Source organism: Streptococcus infantis (assembly GCF_019929575.1).
GTDB lineage: Bacteria > Bacillota > Bacilli > Lactobacillales > Streptococcaceae > Streptococcus > Streptococcus infantis_L.
The window spans coordinates 1-24,554 of record NZ_JAHZPU010000014.1 but is presented as its reverse complement, the minus strand read 5'-3'; the positions used below and the strand labels follow the sequence as shown (position 1 = coordinate 24,554).

The window sequence follows — 24,554 nt, the reverse complement described above, 5'->3', positions numbered from 1 at the left end:
TTTTATTGATTCCTTATTTTGCGCTTCTGTGTTATACTAGAAACTGTAAATCTATGAAAGAGGAAATCCTATGAAAATCCATAAAACTGTGAATCCTGTCGCCTATGAAAATACTTATTATCTTGAAGGGGAGCAACACCTGATTGTAGTCGATCCTGGTAGCCATTGGGAGGCCATTCGCAAGACTATTGAAACCATCAATAAACCGGTCTGTGCCATTCTTCTGACCCACACTCACTACGACCATATTATGAGTCTTGACTTGGTCAGAGATACTTATGGAAATCCTCCAGTCTATGTGGCAGAAAGTGAAGCTTCTTGGCTCTATACTCCTGTTGACAACCTTTCAGGACTCCCTCGACACGATGATATGGCGGATGTCATCTGCAAACCAGCTGAACACACTTATGTCTTTCATGAAGAATACCAGATTGAAGAATTCCGCTTCACAGTCTTACCAACGCCAGGCCACTCTATCGGTGGAGTTTCATTGGTTTTCCCAGATGGACACTTGGTCTTAACGGGAGATGCCCTTTTTCGAGAAACCATTGGTCGAACAGATTTGCCAACTGGTAGTATGGAACAACTCCTTCATAGTGTCCAAACCCAGCTCTTCACCCTTCCAAACTACGATGTCTATCCAGGACATGGTCCGGCTACTACCATCGCTCACGAAAAAACCTTTAATCCATTTTTCTAAAACATAAAAACCAAGGACAATCATCCTTGGTTTTTTGATTACCAAATAATCACACGGTCTTCTGGGGAACGCCACATACCGTCGCCTTCTTTGACATCATAGGTTGTAAAGAAATCATCAAAGTTTGGCACTTGAACATTGACACGGAGTTTAGCTGGGGCGTGCACATCAACGCTGGCCATGAGTTTCATTAACTCTGGGCGACCTTTCATACGCCAGATACGAGCAAAGTTATGGAAGAACTCTTCAGCTGAGAAATCTGGCTCTCTCTTAGCTGCTTCAAGGGCAGCAGCGATTCCTCCAAGGTCGGCAACATTTTCGGATACAGTTAATTTACCATTAATTTTTGCACCGTAAGATTCTTGACCATCAAACTGGTCGATAACCTTCTGTGTTTTTTCTTTAAAGGCTGCGTAGTCGCTCTCTGTCCACCAATCCTTGAGACTTCCATTTTCATCAAAGGAAGCTCCATTAGTATCAAAAGCGTGAGAAATTTCATGAGCGATAACTGCACCAATCCCACCGTAGTTGGCTGAAGATGACTGATGCAAGTCATAGAATGGTGCCTGTAAGATAGCAGCTGGGAAGACAATCAAGTTCTTTTGTGGATTGTAGTAGGCATTGACCATATGAGCAGGCATTCCCCACTCCTTATAGTCAACTGGCTGGTTCCACTTGCTCCAGCTGTGCTTGATTTCTACACGCGCAAAGGCTAGGGCATTCTCAAAGAGGCTAGCAGATTCATCCACTACCTTGTCCTTATAGCGGGCTGGTAGCTCCTCTGGATAACCGATATAAGGCTTGATGACATTGAGTTTGACGATGGCTTTTTCTCGAGTTTCAGGAGTCAGCCAGTCATTTTTAGCCAAACGTTCCTTATAAACGTCAATCATGGTCGCAACTTTTTTCTCTACATCTGCCTTGGCTTCTGGAGAAAATTTTTCGTGGGCATACCAAAGGCCGAGGGCTTGTTTGAATGGTCCTTGAGCTAAATGGTAAGCAGCCTTGCGTTTGTCTTGAGCCTCTGGAACTCCTGAAAGAGCTCGTCCGTAGGCACCTGACAAGATACGAATCTCATCTGTCAGATAACTAGTTGAAAGATTGACCACACTCAAAATCAAGCTTGCCTTGAGCAAAGGCCAAGCTTCCTCACTATAAAATTGCTCTGCTACTTGCCAGAAACGTTCTTCATCTACGATAACCTTATCTGGAGTTTGTCCAATCACAGCTTGGAAGAAGTCATCGAGAGGTAGAGCAGGGGCAAACTTTTTGAAATCTTCATAAGAATATGGATGATAAAGTTTAGCATATTCTGAACTTTCTTCGTTAGAGAGGACTACAGCTGCGATGCGACGGTCCAATTCCAATCGTTTCTCTAGCAAATCTTCGATTTCTTCATCTGAGAAGTTATAGGCTTTGAGGAGATTAGAAGTACTTTCTTTCCAAAGGTTCAATAATTCCTCACGCTGTGGATGGTCTTCCGCATAGTAGGTTGTATCAGGCAAGATAGTTCCTGGAGCACTAGCCCAAAGAACATTGGTTCTAGCATCCATAAAGTCTGGTGATACTCCAAATGGAAGGAAGTTTGGTTTACCAGCTAATTCGAATGCAGCTAGTTTACTTGCGAAATCTGCAAAACTTTCTAAATTCTGGTATTCCTCCAATAAAGGAAGAACTGGCACAATTCCATCAGCTTCACGCTTGTCGAAATCTCTGACCATACTATGGTACTTAACAAAGTTTGCCAAGATAGCATCTTCTGGCACATCTTCACCTGCCAACCACTTGTCCGTCGTCGTTAGCATCAACTCTTCGATTTCTTCGTCAAGGTCGATAAAACCACCTGTTCGTGATTTATCGGCTGGAATGACTGCAGTCTTTTCCCACTCACCATTTATAGCATCATAAAAATCATCTTGATAACGTGTCATCTTGTTCTCGCTTTCATTTTTCACTTATTCTTAGCTTAGCAAAAATCCCTGGGGAATGCAATTAAAATACCATCTTCTCCTGATTGTTTTCATTATTAATATTTTAAATATTTACAAAAATTAACTTGACTTAATTTTTATTTTAAGGTATATTAAAAGAAAGGAGGAATATAACTGTATGATACGTATCGAAAACCTCAGTGTCTCCTATAAAGAAACGTTGGCACTAAAGGATATTTCACTAGTGCTCCAAGGACCAACGATTACCGGAATTATTGGTCCAAACGGCGCTGGGAAATCAACATTATTAAAAGGTATGCTGGGAATTATCCCACATCAAGGTCAGGCATTTCTCGATGACAAGGAAGTTAAAAAATCCTTACATCGAATCGCCTATGTCGAACAAAAAATCAATATCGACTACAACTTTCCCATCAAGGTCAAGGAATGCGTCTCGTTAGGACTATTTCCCTCTATTCCTCTCTTTCGAAGTTTAAATGCTAAACATTGGAAGAAAGTGCAAGAGGCCCTTGAAATCGTCGACCTAGCTGACTACGCTGAACGTCAAATCAGTCAACTCTCTGGAGGTCAGTTCCAGCGGGTCTTGATTGCCAGATGTTTGGTGCAGGAAGCCGACTATATCCTCTTAGATGAACCCTTTGTGGGGATTGACTCAGTCAGTGAAGAGATTATCATGAATACGCTGAGAGATCTGAAAAAAGCTGGGAAGACGGTTCTCATCGTCCACCACGACCTCAGCAAGGTTCCCAACTACTTCGATCAAGTCTTGCTTGTCAATCGAGAAGTGATTGCTTTTGGTCCGACCAAAGAAACCTTTACCCAAGCCAATCTCAAAGAAGCTTACGGTAATCGACTCTTTTTCAATGGAGGTGACCTATGATTGCAGAATTTATAGATGGATTGCAAAAATTCCATTTCTTACAAAATGCCTTGATAACAGCTATTGTTATCGGGGTCGTAGCTGGAGCTGTAGGATGTTTCATCATTCTACGTGGGATGTCACTCATGGGAGATGCCATTTCACATGCTGTCTTACCAGGTGTAGCCCTCTCCTTCATCTTGGGCATTGACTTCTTTATCGGAGCCATTGTCTTTGGACTGCTAGCTGCTATCATCATTACCTACATCAAGGGAAACTCGATTGTCAAAAGCGATACCGCCATCGGCATTACCTTTTCTTCTTTCTTAGCTCTCGGTATCATCTTGATTAGTGTCGCTAAAAGTTCAACTGACCTTTTCCATATCCTTTTTGGTAATATTCTTGCTGTTCAAGATACAGATATGTTTATTACTATGGGTGTAGGGGCAGCCATTCTCTTGTTAATCTGGATTTTCTTCAAGCAACTCTTGATAACGTCCTTTGATGAACTCTTGGCTAAAGCCATGGGAATGCCTGTCAATTTCTATCACTACTTACTCATGGTACTCCTAACTCTGGTGTCTGTGACAGCAATGCAAAGTGTCGGAACTATCCTGATTGTAGCCATGCTGATTACCCCAGCTGCAACTGCTTATCTGTATGCTAATAGCCTGAAAAGTATGATTTTCCTTTCCTCAACCTTTGGAGCTACAGCTTCAGTTTTGGGACTCTTTATCGGCTATAGCTTTAACGTTGCGGCAGGTTCTAGTATCGTGCTCACAGCTGCTAGTTTCTTTCTCATTAGCTTCTTTATCGCTCCAAAACAACGATATTTGAAACTGAAAAATAAACATTTGTTAAAATAAGGGACAAAACCCCAATAAATTGGAGGATCTAATGAAAAAATTAGGTACATTACTCGTTCTCTTTCTTTCCGTCATTGCTCTTGTAGCATGTGCTAGTGGAAAAAAAGATGCAGCTTCTGGTCAAAAACTAAAAGTTGTTGCCACAAACTCAATCATCGCTGATATTACTAAAAATATTGCTGGTGACAAGATTGATCTTCACAGTATCGTTCCTGTTGGTCAAGACCCACACGAATACGAACCACTACCTGAAGACGTCAAGAAAACTTCTCAAGCTGATTTGATTTTCTATAACGGTATCAACCTTGAAACAGGTGGCAATGCTTGGTTTACAAAATTGGTAGAAAATGCTAAGAAAACTGAAAACAAAGACTACTTTGCAGTCAGCGAAGGCGTTGATGTTATCTACCTTGAAGGTCAAAACGAAAAAGGAAAAGAAGACCCACACGCTTGGCTCAACCTTGAAAACGGGATCATCTATGCTCAAAATATTGCTAAGCAACTCATCGCTAAAGACCCTAGCAACAAGGAATTCTACGAAAAGAATCTCAAAGAATACACTGAAAAACTAGACAAGCTTGACAAGGAAGCCAAAGAGAAATTTAACGCTATTCCTGCTGACAAGAAACTCATCGTAACCAGCGAGGGATGCTTCAAATACTTCTCTAAAGCTTACGGTGTACCAAGTGCATACATTTGGGAAATCAACACTGAAGAAGAAGGAACACCTGACCAAATCAAGACTTTGGTTGAAAAACTTCGCCAAATGAAAGTTCCATCACTCTTTGTTGAATCAAGTGTCGATGACCGTCCAATGAAGACTGTTTCACAAGACACAAATATTCCAATTTACGCGCAAATCTTTACGGACTCAATCGCTGAAGAAGGTAAAGAAGGTGACAGCTACTACAACATGATGAAATACAATCTTGAAAAGATTGCTGAAGGTTTGTCAAAATAATCCATTAAAAAACGTCAGTCACCATGAATTGACGTTTTTTGTCTATTTAAATTTCGGTCAAATCATTGGAAAAATTGAACATTTCCAGGTAAAATGAAAGAAAAAAGATTGGAGTAGCTTATGACTACATTCCTTGGAAACCCTGTTACTTTTACAGGAAAACGACTACAAGTAGGAGACAAAGCACTTGATTTCTCTCTCACAACGACTGACCTCTCTAAAAAAACACTGGCTGACTTTGAAGGCAAGAAAAAGATCTTGAGTGTCATCCCTTCTATCGATACAGGCATCTGCTCGCTTCAGACTCGTCGCTTTAATCAAGAATTGGCTAGCTTAGACAACACTGTTGTCCTAACGGTATCCATGGACCTTCCATTTGCACAAAAACGCTGGTGTGGCGCAGAGGGAATTGAGAATGCCATCATGCTTTCAGACTACTTCGACCACTCCTTTGGACGCGATTATGCCCTCTTAATCAATGAATGGCATCTGCTTGCTCGAGCCGTTTTTGTTCTCGATACCGATAATACCATCCGCTACGTCGAATACGTAGACAATATCAACAGCGAGCCAGACTTTGAAGCAGCTATTGCAGCAGCAAAGTCGCTTGACTAAAAGAAAGTCCACTTGTAACAAGGCAGAAAGCTAGAGAAATCTAGCTTTTTTTGATATACTAGATGGAGATAACGAACAAGGAAATGAGAATGACACCAAATAAAGAAGATTACTTAAAATGTATTTATGAGATTGGCATGGAAGTTCCTAAGATTAGCAATAAGGAAATCGCTACTCGAATGCAGGTATCACCTCCAGCTGTAACTGAAATGATCAAGCGCATGCAATCCGAAAATCTTATCCTAAAAGATCAGAAAAAGGGCTACTTACTAACGGATATTGGTTTAAAACTTGTATCTGACCTTTTCCGAAAGCACAGACTCATTGAGGTTTTTCTGGTTCACCATCTGGATTATACCAGTAACCAGATTCATGACGAAGCTGAGGTACTAGAACATACGGTTTCAGACTTTTTTGTCGAGAGATTAGACAAAATGTTAGGTTTTCCAAAAACCTGTCCCCATGGAGGAACCATTCCTGCCAAGGGAGAGCTTTTAGTTGAGATCAATAACCTTCCTCTCTCTGATATCAAAGAATCAGGAACCTATCTACTGACTCGGGTCCATGATAGCTTTGAACTTCTCCAATATTTGGAAAAACACAGCATCCACATTGGAGACAAACTCCAAGTCAAGCAGTTTGATGGCTTCTCTAATACCTTCACTCTGATTCACAAGAATGAAGAACTCCAAGTCAGCCTAGAAATCGCCAAACAGCTCTATGTTGAAAAACTGAACTAAATACATTACAAAAAAACCAAGCCCGCGAGCTTGGTTTTTTCTTATCTATTTTTCGTATCAAGGATAATGGTTACTGGGCCATCATTGACCAGTTCCACCTGCATATCTGCTCCAAAGACTCCTGTCTCAACAGGAACTTCCTTGGCTAGTTCTTGGTTAAATTCTTGATAGAAAGCTTCCGCCATATCCGGTTTAGCAGCACCTGTAAAGGCTGGACGATTTCCCTTTTTGGTATCGGCAAACAAAGTAAACTGAGAGATGGAAAGGATTTGGCCTTGGATATCCTTAACAGATAGATTCATCTTGCCTTCAGCATCTGAGAAAATTCGCATATTGACAAGCTTTCTGACTGCATAATCCAAATCTTCTTTTTGATCCTCAGGTCCAACACCTACTAAGAGTAAGAGCCCCTGCTGGATTTTCCCATATACTTGACCCTCAATAGAAACTTGAGCTTTCTTGACACGCTGAACGATAATTTTCATAGCAATCCTTTCTAAGGATATCAAGCCAACTTAACCATTGGTACGTTTAACCGAGTAGACTTCTGGTACGCTCTTAATCTTATCAACTACCGTTGTCAGAGTTGAAAGGTTTGAAATTCCAAAGGAAACATGAATATTGGCAAATTTCATATCCTTGGTTGGTTGGGCATTAACTGTTGAGATATTCTTAGTTGTATTTGACAAGACTTGCAAGATATCATTCAATAGACCAGAACGGTTGAGCCCGTAGATATCGATGTGAGCCATATACTCCTTACTTGAGAATTGGTCTTCCCATTCAACATCGAGTAGACGTTGTTCGTAATTTTCCTGTGAACGAAGGTTCATACAGTCTACACGGTGGATGGCAACTCCGCGTCCTTTGGTAATATAGCCGACGATATCATCACCTGGAACAGGGTTACAACATTTGGCAATCCGGATCAAGAGCCCAGAAGCACCTTGGATGACTACTCCACCCTCATGCTTAACCTTAAGCGTGTCCTTGTTCTCCACCTTGACTTCGCCACCCTTGACCAATTCTTCAGCTTCTGCCTTAGCTTTGGCCCGCTCTTCTTCACGACGTTCCTTCTCAGTCAAACGGTTAAAGACAGTAATAGCTCCGATTTCTCCAAAACCAATCGCAGCAAATAGCGCTTCTTCTGTCTTGTAGCTGGTTTTTTGAAGGACTTCATCCATGTGGCGTTTGTCCATAAATTTATTGGCCACATAGCCATTTTCTTGGAGCTGACTAATCAGCAATTCACGACCTTTATTGATGGACAATTCTTTATCTTGGTTTTTAAAGAACTGACGAATTTTGTTACGAGCCTTGCTGGTCTTGACCATATTAAGCCAGTCACGGCTTGGTCCAAATGAATTTGGATTAGTGATGATTTCAACCTGGTCACCCGTTTTTAACTTGGTCGTCAAGGGAACCATACGACCATTAACCTTAGCACCAGTCGCTTTTTCCCCAATCTTTGTATGAATTTCATAAGCAAAGTCAATCGGTCCAGAATCCTTTGGAAGTGAACGAACCGCCCCATCTGGAGTAAAGACATAAATCTCCTCAGCCAGATAGTTTTCCTTGACAGTATCCACAAATTCTTTGGCATCATCTGCTTGATCTTGGAGTTCCATCATCTCCTTGATCCAGTTCATTCCAATAGCAGATTCCTTGCTATTAACCTGACCCTTGATTCCTTTTTTATAAGCCCAGTGAGCCGCAACCCCGTACTCAGCAACCTCGTGCATCTCCTTAGTACGAATCTGGAACTCAATCGGCCCTTTTGGTCCATAAACAGTCGTATGGATAGACTGGTAACCATTGGCCTTACGATTGGCAATATAGTCTTTAAAACGTCCCGGCATCGGTTTCCAAAGCTCATGAACGTAGCCCAACATCGCATAGACATCACTCTGAGTGTCTAGGATACAGCGAATGGCAATCAGGTCGTAGATCTCTTCAAAGCGTTTTTTCTTGTCCTGCATCTTACGATAGATAGAGTAGATATGCTTTGGACGACCATAGATTTTTCCTGTAAGATGGCGCTCAGATGAGTATTCCTCGAGTTTCGTCACAACTTCATCGACCAAGGCTTCACGCTCTTGACGTTTTTCCTTCATCATGTGACTAATCTTGTAAAATTCAGTTGGATTGAGATAGCGGAAAGAGAGATCTTCCAGTTCCCACTTCACACTTGAAATCCCCAAACGGTGAGCAAGGGGTGCATAGATTTCCATGGTTTCTCTGGAAATACGTTCCTGCTTGTCCTTACGAAGGTGCTTAAGGGTGCGCATATTATGCAGGCGGTCAGATAGTTTGACCAAGATAACACGAATATCTTCTGACATAGCCATGAGCATCTTGCGATGATTTTCAGCCAGCTGCTCCTCGATAGATTTATACTCAACCTTACCAAGCTTGGTAACACCATCTACAATCACTCGAACATCATGACCAAATTCGCGTTCTAAGTCATCTAAAGTAGCATCTGTGTCTTCTACCACGTCATGCAAAAAACCACAGGCAACAGTGACAGCATCCAGCTTGAGTTTAGCCAAGATACCTGCTACCTGAATAGGGTGGATAATGTAGGGCTCGCCTGATTTACGATACTGACCACTATGGCATTCTACAGCGTAAACCAAGGCCTTGTGTACAAAAGCCACATCTTCTTTCGATAAATATTTTTGCGTTAAAGCGACGACCTCATCGCCTGAATAAATTACTTCTTTCGGCATGCATACTCTCCAATTCTTCCTACCATTTTAACACTTTTTTGAGGATATGAAAACTAGTAAAGCCCATTCTGTAAGAGTTTGCTAAACTTGATAAAAAACACTACTAGAAAAACTCTAGTAGTGCTCATTGTTTAAAATCTATCTTAGTAAACTGTTCTTTCAGTTTCTACGTCGAAGAAGTGTGCTTTGTTCAAGTCAAATCCAAGTTCAACTGTTGCACCTGCTTGCAAGTAGTCACGAGCGTCAACTTTTGCAACGAACTCATCTTTACCAACTTGGCAGTATAGGTGAGATTCTGAACCGAGCAATTCTGATACAGAGATTGTTGCTTTCACAACTGATTCTGGGAATGTTTCAAGGAAAGCAGGTTCTGCATTTACGTCTTCTGGACGGATACCGAAGATCAATTCTTTTCCTTCGTAGCCTTTTTCACGAAGAACTTTCAAAGCACCTTCTGGAACTTTCAAAGTAAATCCGTCAGCAACAATGCGGTCACCGTTCAATTTAACATTGATGAAGTTCATAGCTGGGCTTCCGATAAATCCTGCTACGAATTTGTTCACTGGGTTTTTGTAAACTTCTTGAGGAGTACCGATTTGTTCAACACGTCCGATAGTACCTGTACCAGCAGGGTTTTTAGTTGCTGACATGATAACGATACGGTCTGCAAGTGTCATCGCTTCTGTTTGGTCGTGAGTTACGTAGATAGTTGTAGCTCCAATACGACGGTGGATTTTAGCGATTTCAGCACGCATTGATACACGAAGTTTAGCATCCAAGTTTGACAAAGGTTCGTCCATCAAGAATACTTTGGCATCACGGACGATTGCACGACCCATGGCAACACGTTGACGTTGACCACCTGAAAGGTCAGCTGGTTTACGATCCAAGAATTCTTTCAAACCAAGAATTTCAGCTGCTTCTTGTACACGTTTGTCAATGTCTTCTTTGCTGTATTTACGCAATTTCAAACCAAAAGCCATGTTATCGTATACAGTCATGTGTGGGTAAAGAGCGTAGTTTTGGAATACCATGGCGATGTCACGGTCTTTTGGAGCTACGTCATTGACAACCACGCCATCGATAGATGCAGTACCTTCTGTGATGTCTTCAAGACCTGCAATCATACGAAGAGTAGTTGATTTACCACATCCTGAAGGTCCTACGAAAACGATGAACTCTTTGTCTTTAATGTTCAAGTTGAAATCTTCAACTGAATAGTGTTCGCTATTTGGATATTTTTTGTAAATATTTTTAAGATTTAATTCTACCATTTCGGTGAACTCCTTTTGTCATTTGATAGTTTTATTATAGATGAAAACGCTTTACATTTCTATGGCAAGGTGACCAAAAAAATAAAAAAGTTCTGTGCAACTTGCACAAAACTTTAAATAATATCTGGTAAAATCAACTGATAGCACAAGGTCAAGTCAGTCAATTCTTTCAACTGAAGCCCTGTCAATTCTTCCCATTTATCAATCTTGTATTGGAGAGAATTGCGATGTAAATACAGTTGCTGAGCTGTCTTCGTAAGGACAGCACTATTTTCCCACAGTGAAAGGATGATTTCCTGAATCTGATCCTGGTCCACAATCATCTGATGCAGATATTCCTTGACAACTCGGAGATCCACGATTCTTTCACCCATACTCCACAGATAGAGTTGAGAAAAAGTATGGAACCCTTGATGCCCTTGTCGCCACCAGTTTTTGAACAAATCACGTTCTGCTTTGATGAGATCTGACAGAGCCTGATGTCCTGTCTGTGACCAGACCTGACCTAACATGATGGACAAACGTACTCCAAAGTCATATTCTACGGCTTCCAAGGTATCCATCAAGATAGAGCGAACGGATATGTACTTATCCTGTTGGAGAACAAAAATGTAATCCTGCGCTCCCACCTGAAGCACTGTTTGACAATTTGGAAAGAGGGTTCCCATCATCTCTAACCAAGACGTTAAATTTTCCTGTTGGAAATAGGATAGGTGACAATAGACAAGCTGCAATTTTTTAAAGTTTTGCGGTGCCTGTCCTTTGCCTTCAATGAGATAACTATACCAAGGATTGAGGGAAATGGTTTGCTCCTGTTTGGTTAAGAGAGCCACCAGTTGTTTTTCACGCTCGCTAAGACTAGCTTCCTCAAGCAAAAGCCACTGATAATTTGACAGAGGTAGACTTAGATAACCCTCTTTATCAACTGGCTGATCTAAGATTTTACCATCAGGAAACCAATCCAGTAGTTCTTTTGCAATCATTCCTAGCCCTCCACTTTTTGGATGCACCAAGAAATCAAGGTTTCTAGGCGTTCCACATTTTCAGTCATATGAAGATAGCCCATGACCGCTTCAAAACCCGTGGACATACGGTAGGTTACCACATCCGCATTCTTAGCCTTAGTATGGCTGTTGGTATTGCGACCCCGTTTATAGATTTCTTCTTCTTTTTCCGTTAGGACTTCTTCTTCCAGCATGAGGGAAATCAAATGTGCCTGAGCCTTGGCCGACACATACTTGGTTGCCTCTTGGTGAAGTTTATTGGGCTTGGTCATGCCTTTGAGAATGAGATGGCGACGGATATACATAGAATAAACTGCATCTCCTTCAAAAGCTAGAGCAATCCCGTTAATGAGATTGACATCAATCACGTGTCCACCTCACTCCATCCTTTGTGTCAAGTAGCTTAATCCCTTGTGCAGCTAGTTGGTCACGGATTTGGTCAGCTGTCGCAAAGTCACGATTGGCACGCGCTTCTTGGCGTTTTTGAATCAAGGCTTCAATCTCTTCATCCAAATCTTCCTCAACAAAGACCACTCCAAAGACTTCTAACATCGCCGCAAGAGCTTCCTTAACGGCTGCATCATAGTTACCTGAATTGATCCATTTGGCCATTTCAAAGACAACTGTGATTCCGTTAGCTGTATTGAAATCCTCATCCATGGCCGCTACAAACTTATCTTTAAAAACCTGTAACTCTTGAGCATCTACAGTTCCAGAAAATGGTTGCTCGTAAGTGTTCTTCAAATACTTGAGATTAGTCTCTGCATCACGTACTGCTTTTTCTGTAAAGTTGATAGGCTTACGGTAGTGCTGAGTCGCAAAGAAGAAACGCAATACTTGACCGTCGATAGTTTTGAGAGCATCGTGTACCGTAATGAAGTTTCCCAAAGACTTAGACATCTTGACATTGTCGATATTGACAAAGCCATTGTGCATCCAGTAGTTGGCGAAGGTCTTGCCTGTTTTAGCTTCTGACTGGGCAATTTCATTTGTATGGTGAGGGAACTCAAGGTCTGCTCCACCACCGTGAATATCGATGGTATCTCCTAAAATCTCCGTTGACATGACCGAACACTCGATATGCCAGCCTGGACGACCTGGTCCCCATGGACTATCCCAAGAAATCTCACCTGGTTTGGCAGATTTCCAGAGGGCAAAGTCCACAGGATTTTCCTTACGAGCTGTTTCTTCATCCGTTCGACCTGAAGCACCTAGCTCCAAGTCTTCCAAGGTTTTATTGGCCAACTTAGCATAGTTATGAGATTTTTCTACACGAAAATAGACATCTCCTTGACTCTCATAAGCATAGCCCTTTTTAATCAAGTCTTCTACAAAGCGGATGATATCAGCCATAAACTCTACAACACGTGGATGACGAGTCGCAGGTTTAACACCCAAAGCTGTCACATCCTCACGAAAGGCCGCAATATACTTGTCCGCTACTTCCTGAGGTGTGATGCCTTCTTCCTTGGCACGGTTGATAATCTTGTCATCTACATCGGTAAAGTTGGAAATGTAGGCAACCTCATAACCACGGTACTCAAAGTAGCGACGAATGGTATCGAAGGCTACTGTTGAGCGGGCATTCCCCACGTGGATATAATTATATACCGTTGGCCCACAGACATACATGAGAACCTTGCCCTTTGTAATTGGGACAAATTCTCGTAAATCACGAGACATGGTGTCATAGATTTTAATCATAAAATAATAGTCAGGAAAGCTAAAATTCATAAACAGATATTTTCATAACTAACTGTTCAACTAAATTTTAGTCCGATTGCCTGTCACAAATCGGAATTCCTTGCTCCTTTCTAAACATAAAAGAAGAATGAAGTAAAAAGATGAAGGGAGTCACTACGGAAGTTTTATTTCTATGTTTTCCGTTAGGCTCCCTTCCTTTCTTGTTTCGAATTTATCGTAAAAACTAGTCTAAACTAACTCTTGAGCAATGACTAGGGCAATCTCAAAGAAAGTCATAGCATCCGCTTTTCTATCCTCGCGTCTAGCATCCCATTCGTGATTGTGATGGTCGACATAGTCAGCTGTGTAGAAAAATTGATAGACATTGGCTTGTCGATATTGGGCCCAGGCCATGATAGCTGAAGCTTCCATATCTACAACTCTAGCTCCTGCTGCTAGTCTTCGTTTGATCTTAGCAGCTGTCTCACGATAGAAGGCATCTGTGGTCCAAGACTTTGTTCGAATATGCTCAATACCAGCTTTATCCAAGGCTTTTTCCATAGTTAAGAGTAGAGATCGATCATAGGCTATTTCATCACTTGCTGGAGCATAGTGATAACTAGTACCTTCATCACGTAAAGCCGAGCTTGGTAGGATAATCTTATCTGCTTGAATAGACTGGTCCAGAACTCCACAAGACCCTAAAACGATAAAGTTTTTAAACCCTCTTGCTTTTAGTTCTTCTAAGAGTCCAACAACCATTGGAGCTCCAATAGTAGCCATAGCAACTGCTACCTTACTCCCATCTTTTTCATAGATATACCATGGCAGTTTGCCATTTAGATTGGTAAGATAGCCACCTTCGTAGACACCTTCTATCTGCTTTACTCGTTCAAGGATTTCTCCATTAAAAGACAAGATAATGGTATCACAAACTTCTCCACCACTAAGGAGGCTTCGATCAGTTGGCTCTATAACAGCAGGTACATTTTCAAATTCATCTAATAGCATTTATTACTCTTTCGCATTCAGATAGACCACTTGGGTTTGTTTGACAAAGCCAATCTTTTCAAACGAACGAAATCAAATGTTAAAGCTCGGACGATCTATGACTGGCATCTCTCGCTTGCTCGAGTTTATTGACGTAGTATTCCCGTTTTCCTTCAACTTCATGAATGGTTGGTTCATCCTTTTGCCCATGCACTCGGACAATCTTAGCAGGAATACCGACAACCGTCACATCGCTAGGAACATCTGCTACAACAACTGCTGCAGCACCGACTTTGGCATTTTCACCGATTTCTACAGGTCCGATAACTTGGGCATGTGCAGATATGAGAGCTCCCTTACGTACTGTCGGATGGCGTTTGCCAATATCCTTCCCTGTCCCACCAAGGGTTACCCCATGGTAGAGAAGAACGCCTTTTTCAACGATAGCCGTCTCCCCAATTACAAGACCTGAACCATGGTCGATAAAGACACCAGATTCGATCTGAGCACCTGGGTGGATCTCAATCTGAGTCCAAAAGCGCCAAAACTGGCTGTGCATACGAGCTAAGAGCTTAAAGCCATGTTTCCAGAGAAAATGAGAGAGACGGTGGGCAGCCAAGGCTTTCACACCAGGATAGGTCAAAAGAACCTCCAAAGTGGTGCGAGCCGCTGGATCATTTTCTTTTACGATATCAATGGTTTCACGCCACCATCCCATACATTTCTCCTTTCTTATTCTGAGTCTTTTGGTGTTTCTGTGGTTTCTTTCTTAGGTTTGTGATCCTTGTGGTGGTGACGAGGACGATCGCCATGACGATGACCCTTTTCACCTTTTTCTTCTGAATGTTCAGGTTTCGGCGGACGTGGCAAGAGTGCTTTCATAGAAGCATCGACACGACCTTTTTCATCAATCTTGATAATCTTAACATCCACTTCATCGCCGATAGCTACCAAGTCTTCGACACGGTTGGTACGAGTCCAAGCCATTTCAGAGATGTGAACGAGGGCATCAGTCTTGTCAAAGAGGTTGACAAAGGCACCGAATTTCTCAATACGAACAACTTTGGCATGGTAGACTTCATCCACTTTAGCTTCACGAACCAAATCAGCAATGATTTCTTTGGTACGGTTAATGGCAGCTTGGTCACTTGAGTAGATAGATACGTTACCTTCTTCGTCGATATCAATCTTAACGCCTGTTTCAGCGATGATCTTATCGATTGTTTCTCCACCCTTACCGATAACAATCTTGATCTTGTCCACATCAATCTTGATAGTATCAATTTTCGGAGCAGTTGGAGCCAATTCTGGACGAACTTCTGGAATGGTAGCTTCGATGACGTCAAGGATCTCAAAACGAGCTTTCTTGGCTTGAGCAAGAGCTTCTGTCAAGATTTCTGCAGTAATCCCTTGAATTTTGATATCCATTTGAAGGGCTGTAATCCCGTCACGAGTACCTGCAACCTTGAAGTCCATGTCTCCAAAGTGGTCTTCCAAACCTTGGATATCTGTCAATACTGTATAGTTGTTTCCATCTGAGATAAGACCCATAGCAATCCCTGCTACTGGCGCCTTGATTGGCACACCACCAGCCATAAGGGCAAGAGTGCCGGCACAGATAGAGGCTTGAGATGAAGAACCGTTTGATTCCAAGACTTCTGCTACTAGACGGATAGCATATGGGAATTCTTCCAAGCTTGGCAATACTTGAGCAAGGGCACGCTCACCGAGAGCACCGTGACCAATTTCACGACGACCTGGCGCACCGTAACGACCAGTTTCCCCTACAGAGTATTGTGGGAAGTTATAGTGGTGCATAAAGCGTTTCTTATACTCTGGATCCAAACCATCGATGATTTGCGTTTCACCCATTGGCGCCAAAGTCAAGATAGAAAGCGCCTGAGTTTGTCCACGAGTAAATAGTCCTGAACCGTGTACGCGAGGAAGGTAGTCCACTTGTGCATCCAAAGGACGGATTTCATCGACCTTACGGCCATCAGGACGAACCTTGTCTTCTGTGATCAAACGGCGCACTTCTGCATGTTCCATTTGTTCCAAGATTTCAGCCACATCACGCATGATACGGTCAAATTCTTCGTGGCCTGCATATTTTTCTTCGTAAACAGCAGTCACTTGGTCTTTAACTGCTTGAGTTGCAGCTTCACGCGCCAATTTTTCTTCTACTTGAACCGCTTTTTGGAGGTCACTGTTGTAGGCTGCGATGATTTCAGCTTGCAATTCAGCATCCACATGAAGCAATTCTACTTCTGCTTTTTCTTTACCAACTGCCGCAACGATTTCTTCTTGGAAGGCAATCAATTCTTTAACAGCTTCGTGTCCTTTAAGAAGAGCTTCCAACATGATTTCTTCTGACAATTCTTTGGCACCAGACTCTACCATGTTGATAGCGTGTTTTGTACCAGCTACTGTCAATTCAAGAAGCGATTGCTCTGCTTGTTCTTGAGTTGGGTTGATGACGATTTCCCCATCAACATAACCCACTTGTACCCCAGCGATTGGTCCGTCAAATGGAATGTCTGAGATAGAAAGTGCCAATGATGAACCAAACATAGCTGCCATTGGTGCAGATGCATTTTCATCGTAAGAAAGAACTGTGTTGATGACTTGCACTTCGTTACGGAAACCTTCCGCAAACATCGGACGGATTGGACGGTCAATCAAACGCGCTGTCAAGGTCGCATCTGTTGAAGGACGTCCTTCACGTTTCATAAAGCCACCAGGAAACTTCCCAGCCGCATACATTTTTTCTTCGTAGTTGACTTGAAGTGGGAAGAAATCCCCAGTTGCCATCTTCTTAGACATAACGGCAGCAGTCAAGACAGTTGACTCACCGTAACGCACGACAACAGAGCCATTTGCTTGCTTAGCAACCTGACCAGTCTCTACGATCAACTCACGACCCGCAAAAGTCGTTTGAAACACATGTTTTGTCATTTTAATCCCCTTTGGATTGATAATATTATACGCCTTGCCTACAAAAATCAAGATACAAATCATTAGAAAGGTTTGATACTAAAGCATCTAAACCTTTCACGCTAATCGCTATCATGCGATTAGCTAAATGCTTTACTAACTCTCTCGTCAAATAATATCGATTTGACTCGCTCGTGTCGCTCTTCCTACCGTTAGTCATCAGAAAGGATTGATGCTAAAGCATCTAAGCCTTTCACGCTAATCGCTATCATGCGATTAGCTAAATGCTTTACTAACTCCCCTCGTCAAATAATATCGATTTGACTCGCTCGTGTCGCTAAACCTTGCAGTTTGAATGCATTGTATTATTTAATACCCTCATCTTTGTATCAAGTACGTACAGAGTCTATTTTATCATATTTTTCTTAAAAAGTGCGGGCTTTTCTATTAAAAAGGAACCATTCCTCCATGAAAAGAAGAATGGTTTGCTTTTTATTATCCTAAAGACTGGTGATTGAACAAGGCATGAGTTGCTTGGTGGATATATTGGGCAGTTTCTGCATTGTTCATAGTGTAGAGATGCACACCTGCTACGTCTTGCGTTACCAAGTCCACGATTTGGTCTACGGCATAGGCAAGTCCTGCTGCTCTGAGTGACTCAGGGTCATTCTCATACTTGTCCAAGATAGCCTTAAACTTACGTGGAAGATGAATATTCTCACAAGTCTTCAAGAGACGAAGTGCTTGGTTACGGTTGAGGATTGGCATGATTCCTGCATGAATCGGCACATCAATTCCAGCCAAGGTACATTTGTCTTGGAAATCGTAGAAACGCTCATTGTCAAAGAAAAGCTGGGTGACAAGACTTGAGCAGCCTGCATCTACTTTTTTCTTGAGATTTTGAATATCTGAGATTTGGTTTGGCGAATCAGGATGTCCCTCAGGATAACAAGCACCAATGATATCAAAGTGCGGGGCCTGCTCCTTGATGAATTCAATCAAGTCTGTCGCATAACGGAAATCCTTCTGTGGCTCAACATCTGGAATGATATCTCCACGCAAAGCCAATATTTTCTGAACACCAACCTTATCCAAATCTGCAATGGTCTCAGCCACCTTATCCTTAGTCAAATAGATAGCTGGCAAGTGAGCAATGGTTGGAATCTCCAAGTCATTTTGAATATAATCAGCCAAACGAACCGTCGTCTCTTTGATATTAAATTTATTATTGCTGGCAGTCACACTGATGAAGTGTGGAGCCAAGTCCTGCATATCTTTCAGGGCTGCAATAATTTTGTCATTGCCTACTGCTGGGTTTGGAGGGAAAACTTCAAATGAGAGGGACGGTGTTTGACGTGACATATGTATGAACCTTTTCTAGTTGATTTCTTACTGATCAACCATGTATGGAGAAATGTCTTTTCTTACAATTTCTCACGCGCAGCTTTAGCAGCTTCTACAAGGCGGATCAAGCTTTCTTTAGTTTCTGGAATACCACGTGTTTTCAAACCACAGTCAGGGTTGATCCATACTTTCTTGCTTGGTACTTTGGCAAGGATGGCTTCGATGGTGTGGTCGATTTCGCCTTCATTAGGCACACGAGGTGAGTGGATATCGTAAACCCCAGGACCCACTTCTGTTTGGAAATTTTTCGCTTTGAGTTCGTCCAAGATTTCAAGGTTTGAACGGCTAGCTTCAAATGAGATAACGTCGGCATCCATGTTGTCGATAGCTGGGATGATATCTGTAAATTCTGAGTAACACATGTGAGTGTGGATTTGAGTATCTGGTGCTACTGTTGAGTGTACCAAGCGGAAGGCTGGAATAGCCCAGTCAAGGTAGTCTTCGTACCAGTCGCTACGACGGAGTGGCAATTTCTCACGAAGAGCAGCCTCGTCGATTTGGATGATTTTCACGCCTGCAGCTTCAAGGTCAAGAACTTCATCCTTGATTGCAAGAGCGATTTGAAGAGTAGAATCCTTGATAGAGATATCTTCACGTGGGAATGACCAGTTAAGGATGGTAACAGGTCCAGTCAACATACCTTTAACAGGTTTGTCAGTACGGCTTTGTGCGTAGCTAGACCATTTAACAGTGATTGGGTTGAGACGAGTGACATCACCCCAGATGATTGGTGGTTTAACCCCACGCATACCGTATGATTGTACCCAACCGTTTTTAGAGAAGAGGTAACCTGACAAGTTTTGACCGAAGTACTCAACCATGTCATTACGCTCGAATTCACCGTGTACAAGCACGTCAAATCCTACTTCTTCTTGCCACTTGATCCATTCGTCGATGGTTTCAGCAAGGAAGGCATCGTATTCTTCTTGTGACAATTCACCCTTACGGAAGGCCAAACGTTTAGCACGAACTTCCTTGGTTTGAGGGAATGAACCGATAGTTGTTGTTGGAAGAGCTGGAAGTTTAAAGGCTTCTTCTTGGATAGCTTCACGTTCTGCGAAGGCTGGCAAACGAGTGTAGTCTGCGTCTGTCAATCCAGCGATACGAGCGCGAAGTTCCGCATTTTCACCAACACGTTCAGTCGCAAAGAGTTCTTTGTTAGCTGCAAGTGCTTCTGCCCCTTGACCATTGCGGATAGCATCCAAGTCACGGATTTCATCCAATTTTTCAACTGCAAATGCAAAGTGGTTCAAGATAGCTGGTTCAAATTCTTCATTAGCAGTTGTAAATGGCACATGAAGAAGTGAACATGAGCTTGTCAAAACGATGTTTTCAGCTGGGATTTGCTCAAGAACAGCCAAGCTCTTTTCATAGTTGTTACGCCAGATGTTCTTACCATTAACAATACCTGCATAGAGAGTCTTGTCAGCTGGGAAGCCACCTTTAACGAGTTCAAGAGTTTTCTTACCTTCAACGAAGTCAAGACCGATGGCATCTACTGGCAATTTCACAAGGTCAGCGTAAACGTCACGAACGTCACCGAAGTATGTTTGAAGCAAGACTTCAAGACCTTTTTTATCAGCCAAGAGTTTGTTGTAAATGTTCAAGAAGAGCGCTTTTTCTTCTTCTGTCAAGTCTTTTACAAGAGCAGCTTCGTCGAGTTGGATACGAGTCGCACCAAGTTCAGCCAATTTAGCAAAAACATCTTGGTAAGCAGCTACTAAGCTATCTACGAAGTCTTCTGCTTTCACGCCTTCTTCATAGTCTGATAATTGAAGGAAAGTGAATGGACCTACAAGGACAGGACGAGTGTTAAGACCAAGTTCTTTAGCTTCTTGGAACTCATCGAAAATCTTGTGACCAGCCAATTTTACTTGAGTGTCTTTTTCAAATTTAGGAACGATGTAGTGGTAGTTAGTGTTGAACCATTTTTTCATCGGAAGGGCACGAACATCCCCTTTTTCTCCTTGGTAACCACGTCCCAAAGCAAAGTAACGTTCAAGATCAGACAATTCTAAGTTTTGTACTGATGCAGGAACTACGTTGAAAAGGAAAGCAGCATCAAGGAAGTTGTCATAGTGAGAAAAGTCATTTGATGGGATTTCAGTGATGCCTTTTTCTTTGACGATGTTCCAGTGTTTTGCACGCAATTCTTTAGCCGCAGCTAAGAGTTCTTCTTCTGAGATTTCTTTTCTAAAGTATTTTTCAGTTGTAAATTTTAATTCGCGGAATTCACCCAAACGAGGGAAACCGATAATTGTAGTTGACATGTTTTGTCCTCCAAAAATTGTTGTTGAAACTATCTTAACAGAAAAGAAAGCGTCTGTATAATTGTAAAAAATTAGGCTTTGGTATAGTTTGAAACTATATCTCGATTTAAAAGACAAAAAAAGATTTGGAGAAGATTCCCCAAATCCTTTGGTAAATATAGATTGATAGCCTTTCAAGGTTGCTATGTTCTTCGCAAAAAAATAGTGAACTGACAGCTGACTATGGCTTGGTATTAGAAAAGACTATAGGCACTGATTCTCAACTATTTTCTTGTTCAAGTGGGACAACTGCGAGTGTCTTGCCTAAACTGGCTAAAACTTTTAAGACGGTATCTAACTGAGGGCTAGTCTTACCTGTTTCCATTCTAGCTATGACAGGCTGGCTCACTCCACTGAGTTCTTCTAGCTTTTTCTGACTGATGCCTTGCTCATATCTAGCCTCAATCAATTCACTCATGATAGCCACTCGCATATCACTTTCAAGGATTTCCTCCTTGGTGAAGAGTTCTGACCGGACATCCTTCCAGTTACTTCCAATGGCACTATTCTTCATCACTTAACCCTCTTTCTTTTAAGTCCTTCAGTTCACGCTTGGCTTTTTCAATTTCTCTTCTAGGAGTCTTTTGAGTCTTTTTGACAAAATGATGTAAAAGAACAAAACTCCCATCAAGCCAAGCTACAAATAAAATCCTATCCCGAAGAGGTCTTAATTCCCATATCTCATCTTCTAAATGTTTAATATAGGGGTCACCAGCTCTAGTCCCATGCTGACTAAGTAGCTCGATATAGTCGTTTAGTTTACTGAGTTTTATGCGACTATCCTTACTTTTACGACAGGCCAATTCTCTCATATAATCCAAGACTGGCTCATTTCCATTTTTGTCCTTATAGAAGTAAATCGTGTGCACCAAGCAACCTCTTTCAATTTAATTATAACTTAAAAGTTATTAAAAGTAAATCCAAATACTTATAAAAAGAAGACCTTAGAATCATTCTAAAGGTCCCATTCTTATTATTCGAAAAAATTACGAAAAGAGTTATATATTGGAGAAAATCCTTAATATTACTCCAGCTCTATCCCCTTTTCACGAAGATTAGCCAGACATTCCTCATAGTAGGCAGCGTCATGCTCACTGTAGATAGGACTTTTCAGCTTTTCCTCTGCTAAGTCTTGATAAGGAGGGCAGGTCTTGCCACGGTAGTTCTTGTCTAGCCATTCCGGACTGACCTTGTAACCACGGCTAGCCATCTCCTCCATGATCAAACGATGATAGGCATAGAGACGATAAGGCGAGTGGGTAAAGACATAGTCAACCGTCGCATGCTTTCTGCCCCAGCCATTGCCACGAAGGGCACAGCACTCTCGATGCTGTCCCAAGAGCTGAGGACGGGGAAGTCGTGAAATCAAAGCCTCATGCCAAAGTCTCATGGGAGTCTCCCTTCAGCAAGGTAGAATGTTGCAGATAAGCATTTGGGTAACGTTCGAGCAAATCTCTCGTCTGAGCAATCAAGTCTTCCTTGGAAGCTTGACCAAAGCGGTAGCGATCCAACAAGAGCATATAGTCTTTGCGTTCATCAAGGCTAGCTTGCTTTTTAAAATAGCCCCAAATATGCTGGAAGGCATTGCAAACCTGACCCCTGTGTTCCGGAATCTCGCAGGCACGGTCAATCATCTCTTGAACCTGACTCAGCTCCACCACTTCTTGCTTGAGATACTGGCGAATGTCCTTGTAAATATTGCTAGAATGGCTCAAAACAAGGTATTTGTTTTCCGCCCAGATTTGCTGACAAAGGGCACGTTGGTTGTTGTTTTCCATATTTCTCCTAACTTTCTACTAGTTCCCAGGAAATACGGAACAAAGTTATTACTAAAAAATGAGCGAATTATGAGCGAATTATGAGCGAATAAATAGTGTTTTTTGTAGTTCCTGATTTTTCTAATAAACCTTGATTTACAAATAGTTGGAGATAACGACGCATGGTTGCCGCACTTAAACCTGTTAGTTCTTGTGCAATTGCATTTGTTATCTGATAATGCTCTATAAGATAAGACTCTATTTTTTCAAAAATAGCTAGCTCACGTGGTTTCAAAAGCACTTTAACCGACTTGTTCCTACTATCAATTTTTTGCTGACCATAATCAAGCAAGGTTTCTAAAATCGCATCAAGCATAAATTGGATAAATTTTGTAGAATCATTAGCTTCATTACTATCAGTTAAGGCTTGATAATATCCTGACTGATGTCGGTAAATAACAGACTCGACAGGAAGCCACTCAAATAACGGATTCCATCTACTCAAAATTAGGCTCTGCCACATCCGACCCATACGACCGTTCCCATCCTCAAAGGGATGAATAATTTCTAACTCAAAATGCACGATGCAAGATTTGACAATATCAGATATATGGCTGGCCTCAGCCCAAACAAATAAATCCGATACCAGATTAGGAACAAACTGTGGTCTCGCTCCAAGGTGAACAACTTTCCCTGCTCCATCAAAAACACCCACATCGCCTAATCGAAACTGTCCAGGATGCTTGACCAAATCCTGTGTCAACAATCGATGAGCTAATAAAAAATCATCTATACTATATGGATTTAAGCGAAAAACCTTCTCATAAGCTTCATAAGCATTTTGGACCTCATGGATATCCTTAAGAGGGCCTAGAACTCTTTTTCCCTCTATAACATCAGTCACCTGCTCCAGAGAAAGACTATTATTCTCAATAGCTAAAGAGGACTGAATAGAGCGAATTCGATTTTCCTTGCGTAGGTGTAGTTCCCTCGTTTCGAAAGAAAGTTGAGTCGCCAACTCAGAAATCTTCTGCACGAGATTCAATATTTCTTCTGTTATTTTATAGTTGGGTGTCATCGTCTTCCTTTCTATGGAAATCTTCAAGTAAAATCTTTACATTCTATCTATTCTACCACATTAAACTAGTTAGGATTCCCTGTCAATTGTCGTTTCTTACAAAGCTATAAAACCTGTTGGAATAGATATAGACTCTAGCAGAAATTTATTTTCCAAACATGCAAATCTCTTTTAGTTTAGATTCCCCTACTCCACCTTCACCTGCCCATTCATCAGCATTGGCAAGAGCCAATCGCGAAGTTGGGTGAGTTCTTGGTTTTGCCTTTGAACATTTTTCATTTGTTCAAGTAAGTTATCAACGATTGAATTAAATTTTAACAGAACATTTTGGGGAGGTAGTGAAACAGTCATATCAGTAAGAACTGATTGAGAAATATTTTTCATGATAGTCCCTGCTGATTGATTTTTTAATACTTCTTCAACATGTTTTAAGTAGTAGAAAATCAAATTTTTATAAATCAAATCATTAACTTCTGATGCAATAATAAATCCTGAATATACAGTTTTTGCTTCCAGTTCTGACACTAAGCGTGTAGCTCCTGGGATACCGCTTCGTGTGATTAAAATCATTCCCTCATTAACAATAAAATTTGTTGATTTATCATTCTCTAAAAATATTTCGATTCTGTCAATAATTTTGTGTAAACACTCAAGTAAAGTTGCGGAGTGTTAATCAAATAAGCTTTCAAGTGTGTC

General features: G+C 41.6%; 24 protein-coding genes. 6 read left to right on the top strand and 18 right to left on the bottom strand.

Going from position 1 to position 24,554, the window contains the following annotated elements:
* The first annotated feature begins 70 nt into the window (after window positions 1–70).
* Window positions 71–700, top strand: coding sequence for an MBL fold metallo-hydrolase (locus K1I67_RS06085; protein WP_049495469.1), 630 nt, complete (start codon window positions 71–73; stop codon window positions 698–700).
* 38 nt (window positions 701–738) lie between these two features.
* Here K1I67_RS06085 and K1I67_RS06080 read toward each other — a convergent pair whose 3' ends face one another.
* Entirely contained in the window at window positions 739–2,631 is a 1,893-nt protein-coding gene (locus K1I67_RS06080; RefSeq protein WP_223339251.1) for a M13 family metallopeptidase, read from the bottom strand.
* 178 nt (window positions 2,632–2,809) lie between these two features.
* On the opposite strand from K1I67_RS06080, the gene K1I67_RS06075 reads away from it, so the two are divergent.
* From K1I67_RS06075 to K1I67_RS06055, 5 genes are all read left to right on the top strand, one after another.
* Window positions 2,810–3,532: a metal ABC transporter ATP-binding protein gene (locus tag K1I67_RS06075; protein WP_075228047.1), complete on the top strand. Its 723-nt coding sequence runs from the start codon at window positions 2,810–2,812 to the stop codon at window positions 3,530–3,532.
* The gene (locus K1I67_RS06070; protein WP_006148893.1) at window positions 3,529–4,377 is read left to right on the top strand and encodes a metal ABC transporter permease; all 849 of its coding nucleotides are present in this window, start codon (window positions 3,529–3,531) and stop codon (window positions 4,375–4,377) included. The genes K1I67_RS06075 and K1I67_RS06070 overlap by 4 nt, the downstream gene beginning before the upstream one ends.
* Window positions 4,378–4,408: 31 nt before the next feature.
* Window positions 4,409–5,338 (top strand): metal ABC transporter substrate-binding protein, encoded by a 930-nt coding sequence (locus tag K1I67_RS06065; protein WP_223339250.1) that lies wholly within the window; start codon window positions 4,409–4,411, stop codon window positions 5,336–5,338.
* Window positions 5,339–5,458: 120 nt separating this feature from the next.
* Entirely contained in the window at window positions 5,459–5,953 is a 495-nt protein-coding gene (tpx, locus tag K1I67_RS06060; RefSeq protein WP_223339249.1) for a thiol peroxidase, read from the top strand.
* A gap of 89 nt (window positions 5,954–6,042) precedes the next feature.
* Complete coding sequence (locus K1I67_RS06055) at window positions 6,043–6,693, top strand: metal-dependent transcriptional regulator (protein ID WP_223339248.1); 651 nt, start codon at window positions 6,043–6,045, stop codon at window positions 6,691–6,693.
* A 41-nt stretch (window positions 6,694–6,734) separates the two neighbouring features.
* Here the strand turns inward: K1I67_RS06055 and dtd are convergent, their stop codons facing one another.
* From dtd to K1I67_RS05970, 17 genes are all read right to left on the bottom strand, one after another.
* A complete protein-coding gene (dtd, locus tag K1I67_RS06050; RefSeq protein ID WP_223339247.1) occupies window positions 6,735–7,178 on the bottom strand; it encodes a D-aminoacyl-tRNA deacylase in 444 nt (147 codons plus the stop codon).
* Between the two features lie 30 nt (window positions 7,179–7,208).
* The gene (locus tag K1I67_RS06045; RefSeq protein WP_223339246.1) at window positions 7,209–9,425 is read right to left on the bottom strand and encodes a RelA/SpoT family protein; all 2,217 of its coding nucleotides are present in this window, start codon (window positions 9,423–9,425) and stop codon (window positions 7,209–7,211) included.
* Window positions 9,426–9,568: 143 nt separating this feature from the next.
* Window positions 9,569–10,699: an ABC transporter ATP-binding protein gene (locus K1I67_RS06040; RefSeq protein ID WP_049504000.1), complete on the bottom strand. Its 1,131-nt coding sequence runs from the start codon at window positions 10,697–10,699 to the stop codon at window positions 9,569–9,571.
* A gap of 113 nt (window positions 10,700–10,812) precedes the next feature.
* The gene (locus K1I67_RS06035; RefSeq protein WP_223339245.1) at window positions 10,813–11,682 is read right to left on the bottom strand and encodes a helix-turn-helix domain-containing protein; all 870 of its coding nucleotides are present in this window, start codon (window positions 11,680–11,682) and stop codon (window positions 10,813–10,815) included.
* A gap of 2 nt (window positions 11,683–11,684) precedes the next feature.
* The gene (locus K1I67_RS06030) at window positions 11,685–12,071 is read right to left on the bottom strand and encodes a Mini-ribonuclease 3 (protein ID WP_045763483.1); all 387 of its coding nucleotides are present in this window, start codon (window positions 12,069–12,071) and stop codon (window positions 11,685–11,687) included.
* Window positions 12,064–13,407 (bottom strand): cysteine--tRNA ligase, encoded by a 1,344-nt coding sequence (gene cysS / locus K1I67_RS06025; RefSeq protein WP_223339244.1) that lies wholly within the window; start codon window positions 13,405–13,407, stop codon window positions 12,064–12,066. Before cysS ends, K1I67_RS06030 begins: the two co-directional genes overlap by 8 nt.
* Window positions 13,408–13,635: 228 nt before the next feature.
* Window positions 13,636–14,397 carry a nucleoside phosphorylase gene (locus K1I67_RS06020; RefSeq protein WP_223339243.1) on the bottom strand — a complete coding sequence of 254 codons (762 nt, stop codon included), beginning with the start codon at window positions 14,395–14,397 and terminating at the stop codon, window positions 13,636–13,638.
* A gap of 79 nt (window positions 14,398–14,476) precedes the next feature.
* On the bottom strand, window positions 14,477–15,094 hold the full coding sequence (gene cysE / locus K1I67_RS06015; RefSeq protein ID WP_223339242.1) for a serine O-acetyltransferase: 618 nt from the start codon (window positions 15,092–15,094) through the stop codon (window positions 14,477–14,479).
* A 14-nt stretch (window positions 15,095–15,108) separates the two neighbouring features.
* Window positions 15,109–17,331 (bottom strand): polyribonucleotide nucleotidyltransferase, encoded by a 2,223-nt coding sequence (pnp, locus tag K1I67_RS06010; protein ID WP_223339241.1) that lies wholly within the window; start codon window positions 17,329–17,331, stop codon window positions 15,109–15,111.
* A 474-nt stretch (window positions 17,332–17,805) separates the two neighbouring features.
* Complete coding sequence (gene metF / locus K1I67_RS06005; RefSeq protein WP_223339240.1) at window positions 17,806–18,672, bottom strand: methylenetetrahydrofolate reductase [NAD(P)H]; 867 nt, start codon at window positions 18,670–18,672, stop codon at window positions 17,806–17,808.
* Window positions 18,673–18,734: 62 nt separating this feature from the next.
* The gene (gene metE / locus K1I67_RS06000) at window positions 18,735–20,984 is read right to left on the bottom strand and encodes a 5-methyltetrahydropteroyltriglutamate--homocysteine S-methyltransferase (protein ID WP_006155898.1); all 2,250 of its coding nucleotides are present in this window, start codon (window positions 20,982–20,984) and stop codon (window positions 18,735–18,737) included.
* A 259-nt stretch (window positions 20,985–21,243) separates the two neighbouring features.
* Complete coding sequence (locus tag K1I67_RS05995; protein ID WP_223339239.1) at window positions 21,244–21,537, bottom strand: helix-turn-helix domain-containing protein; 294 nt, start codon at window positions 21,535–21,537, stop codon at window positions 21,244–21,246.
* Window positions 21,527–21,892 (bottom strand): type II toxin-antitoxin system RelE/ParE family toxin, encoded by a 366-nt coding sequence (locus K1I67_RS05990; protein ID WP_223339238.1) that lies wholly within the window; start codon window positions 21,890–21,892, stop codon window positions 21,527–21,529. Before K1I67_RS05990 ends, K1I67_RS05995 begins: the two co-directional genes overlap by 11 nt.
* Before the next feature lie 155 nt (window positions 21,893–22,047).
* Complete coding sequence (locus tag K1I67_RS05985) at window positions 22,048–22,413, bottom strand: TIGR02328 family protein (RefSeq protein WP_223339237.1); 366 nt, start codon at window positions 22,411–22,413, stop codon at window positions 22,048–22,050.
* Window positions 22,397–22,801, bottom strand: a complete 405-nt coding sequence (locus K1I67_RS05980; RefSeq protein WP_223339236.1) for a YbgA family protein — start codon at window positions 22,799–22,801, stop codon at window positions 22,397–22,399. The genes K1I67_RS05985 and K1I67_RS05980 overlap by 17 nt, the downstream gene beginning before the upstream one ends.
* A 67-nt stretch (window positions 22,802–22,868) precedes the next feature.
* Window positions 22,869–23,858 carry a Fic family protein gene (locus K1I67_RS05975; RefSeq protein WP_223339235.1) on the bottom strand — a complete coding sequence of 330 codons (990 nt, stop codon included), beginning with the start codon at window positions 23,856–23,858 and terminating at the stop codon, window positions 22,869–22,871.
* Between the two features lie 186 nt (window positions 23,859–24,044).
* On the bottom strand, window positions 24,045–24,476 hold the full coding sequence (locus K1I67_RS05970; protein ID WP_223339268.1) for a restriction endonuclease subunit S: 432 nt from the start codon (window positions 24,474–24,476) through the stop codon (window positions 24,045–24,047).
* Window positions 24,477–24,554 lie beyond the last annotated feature (78 nt).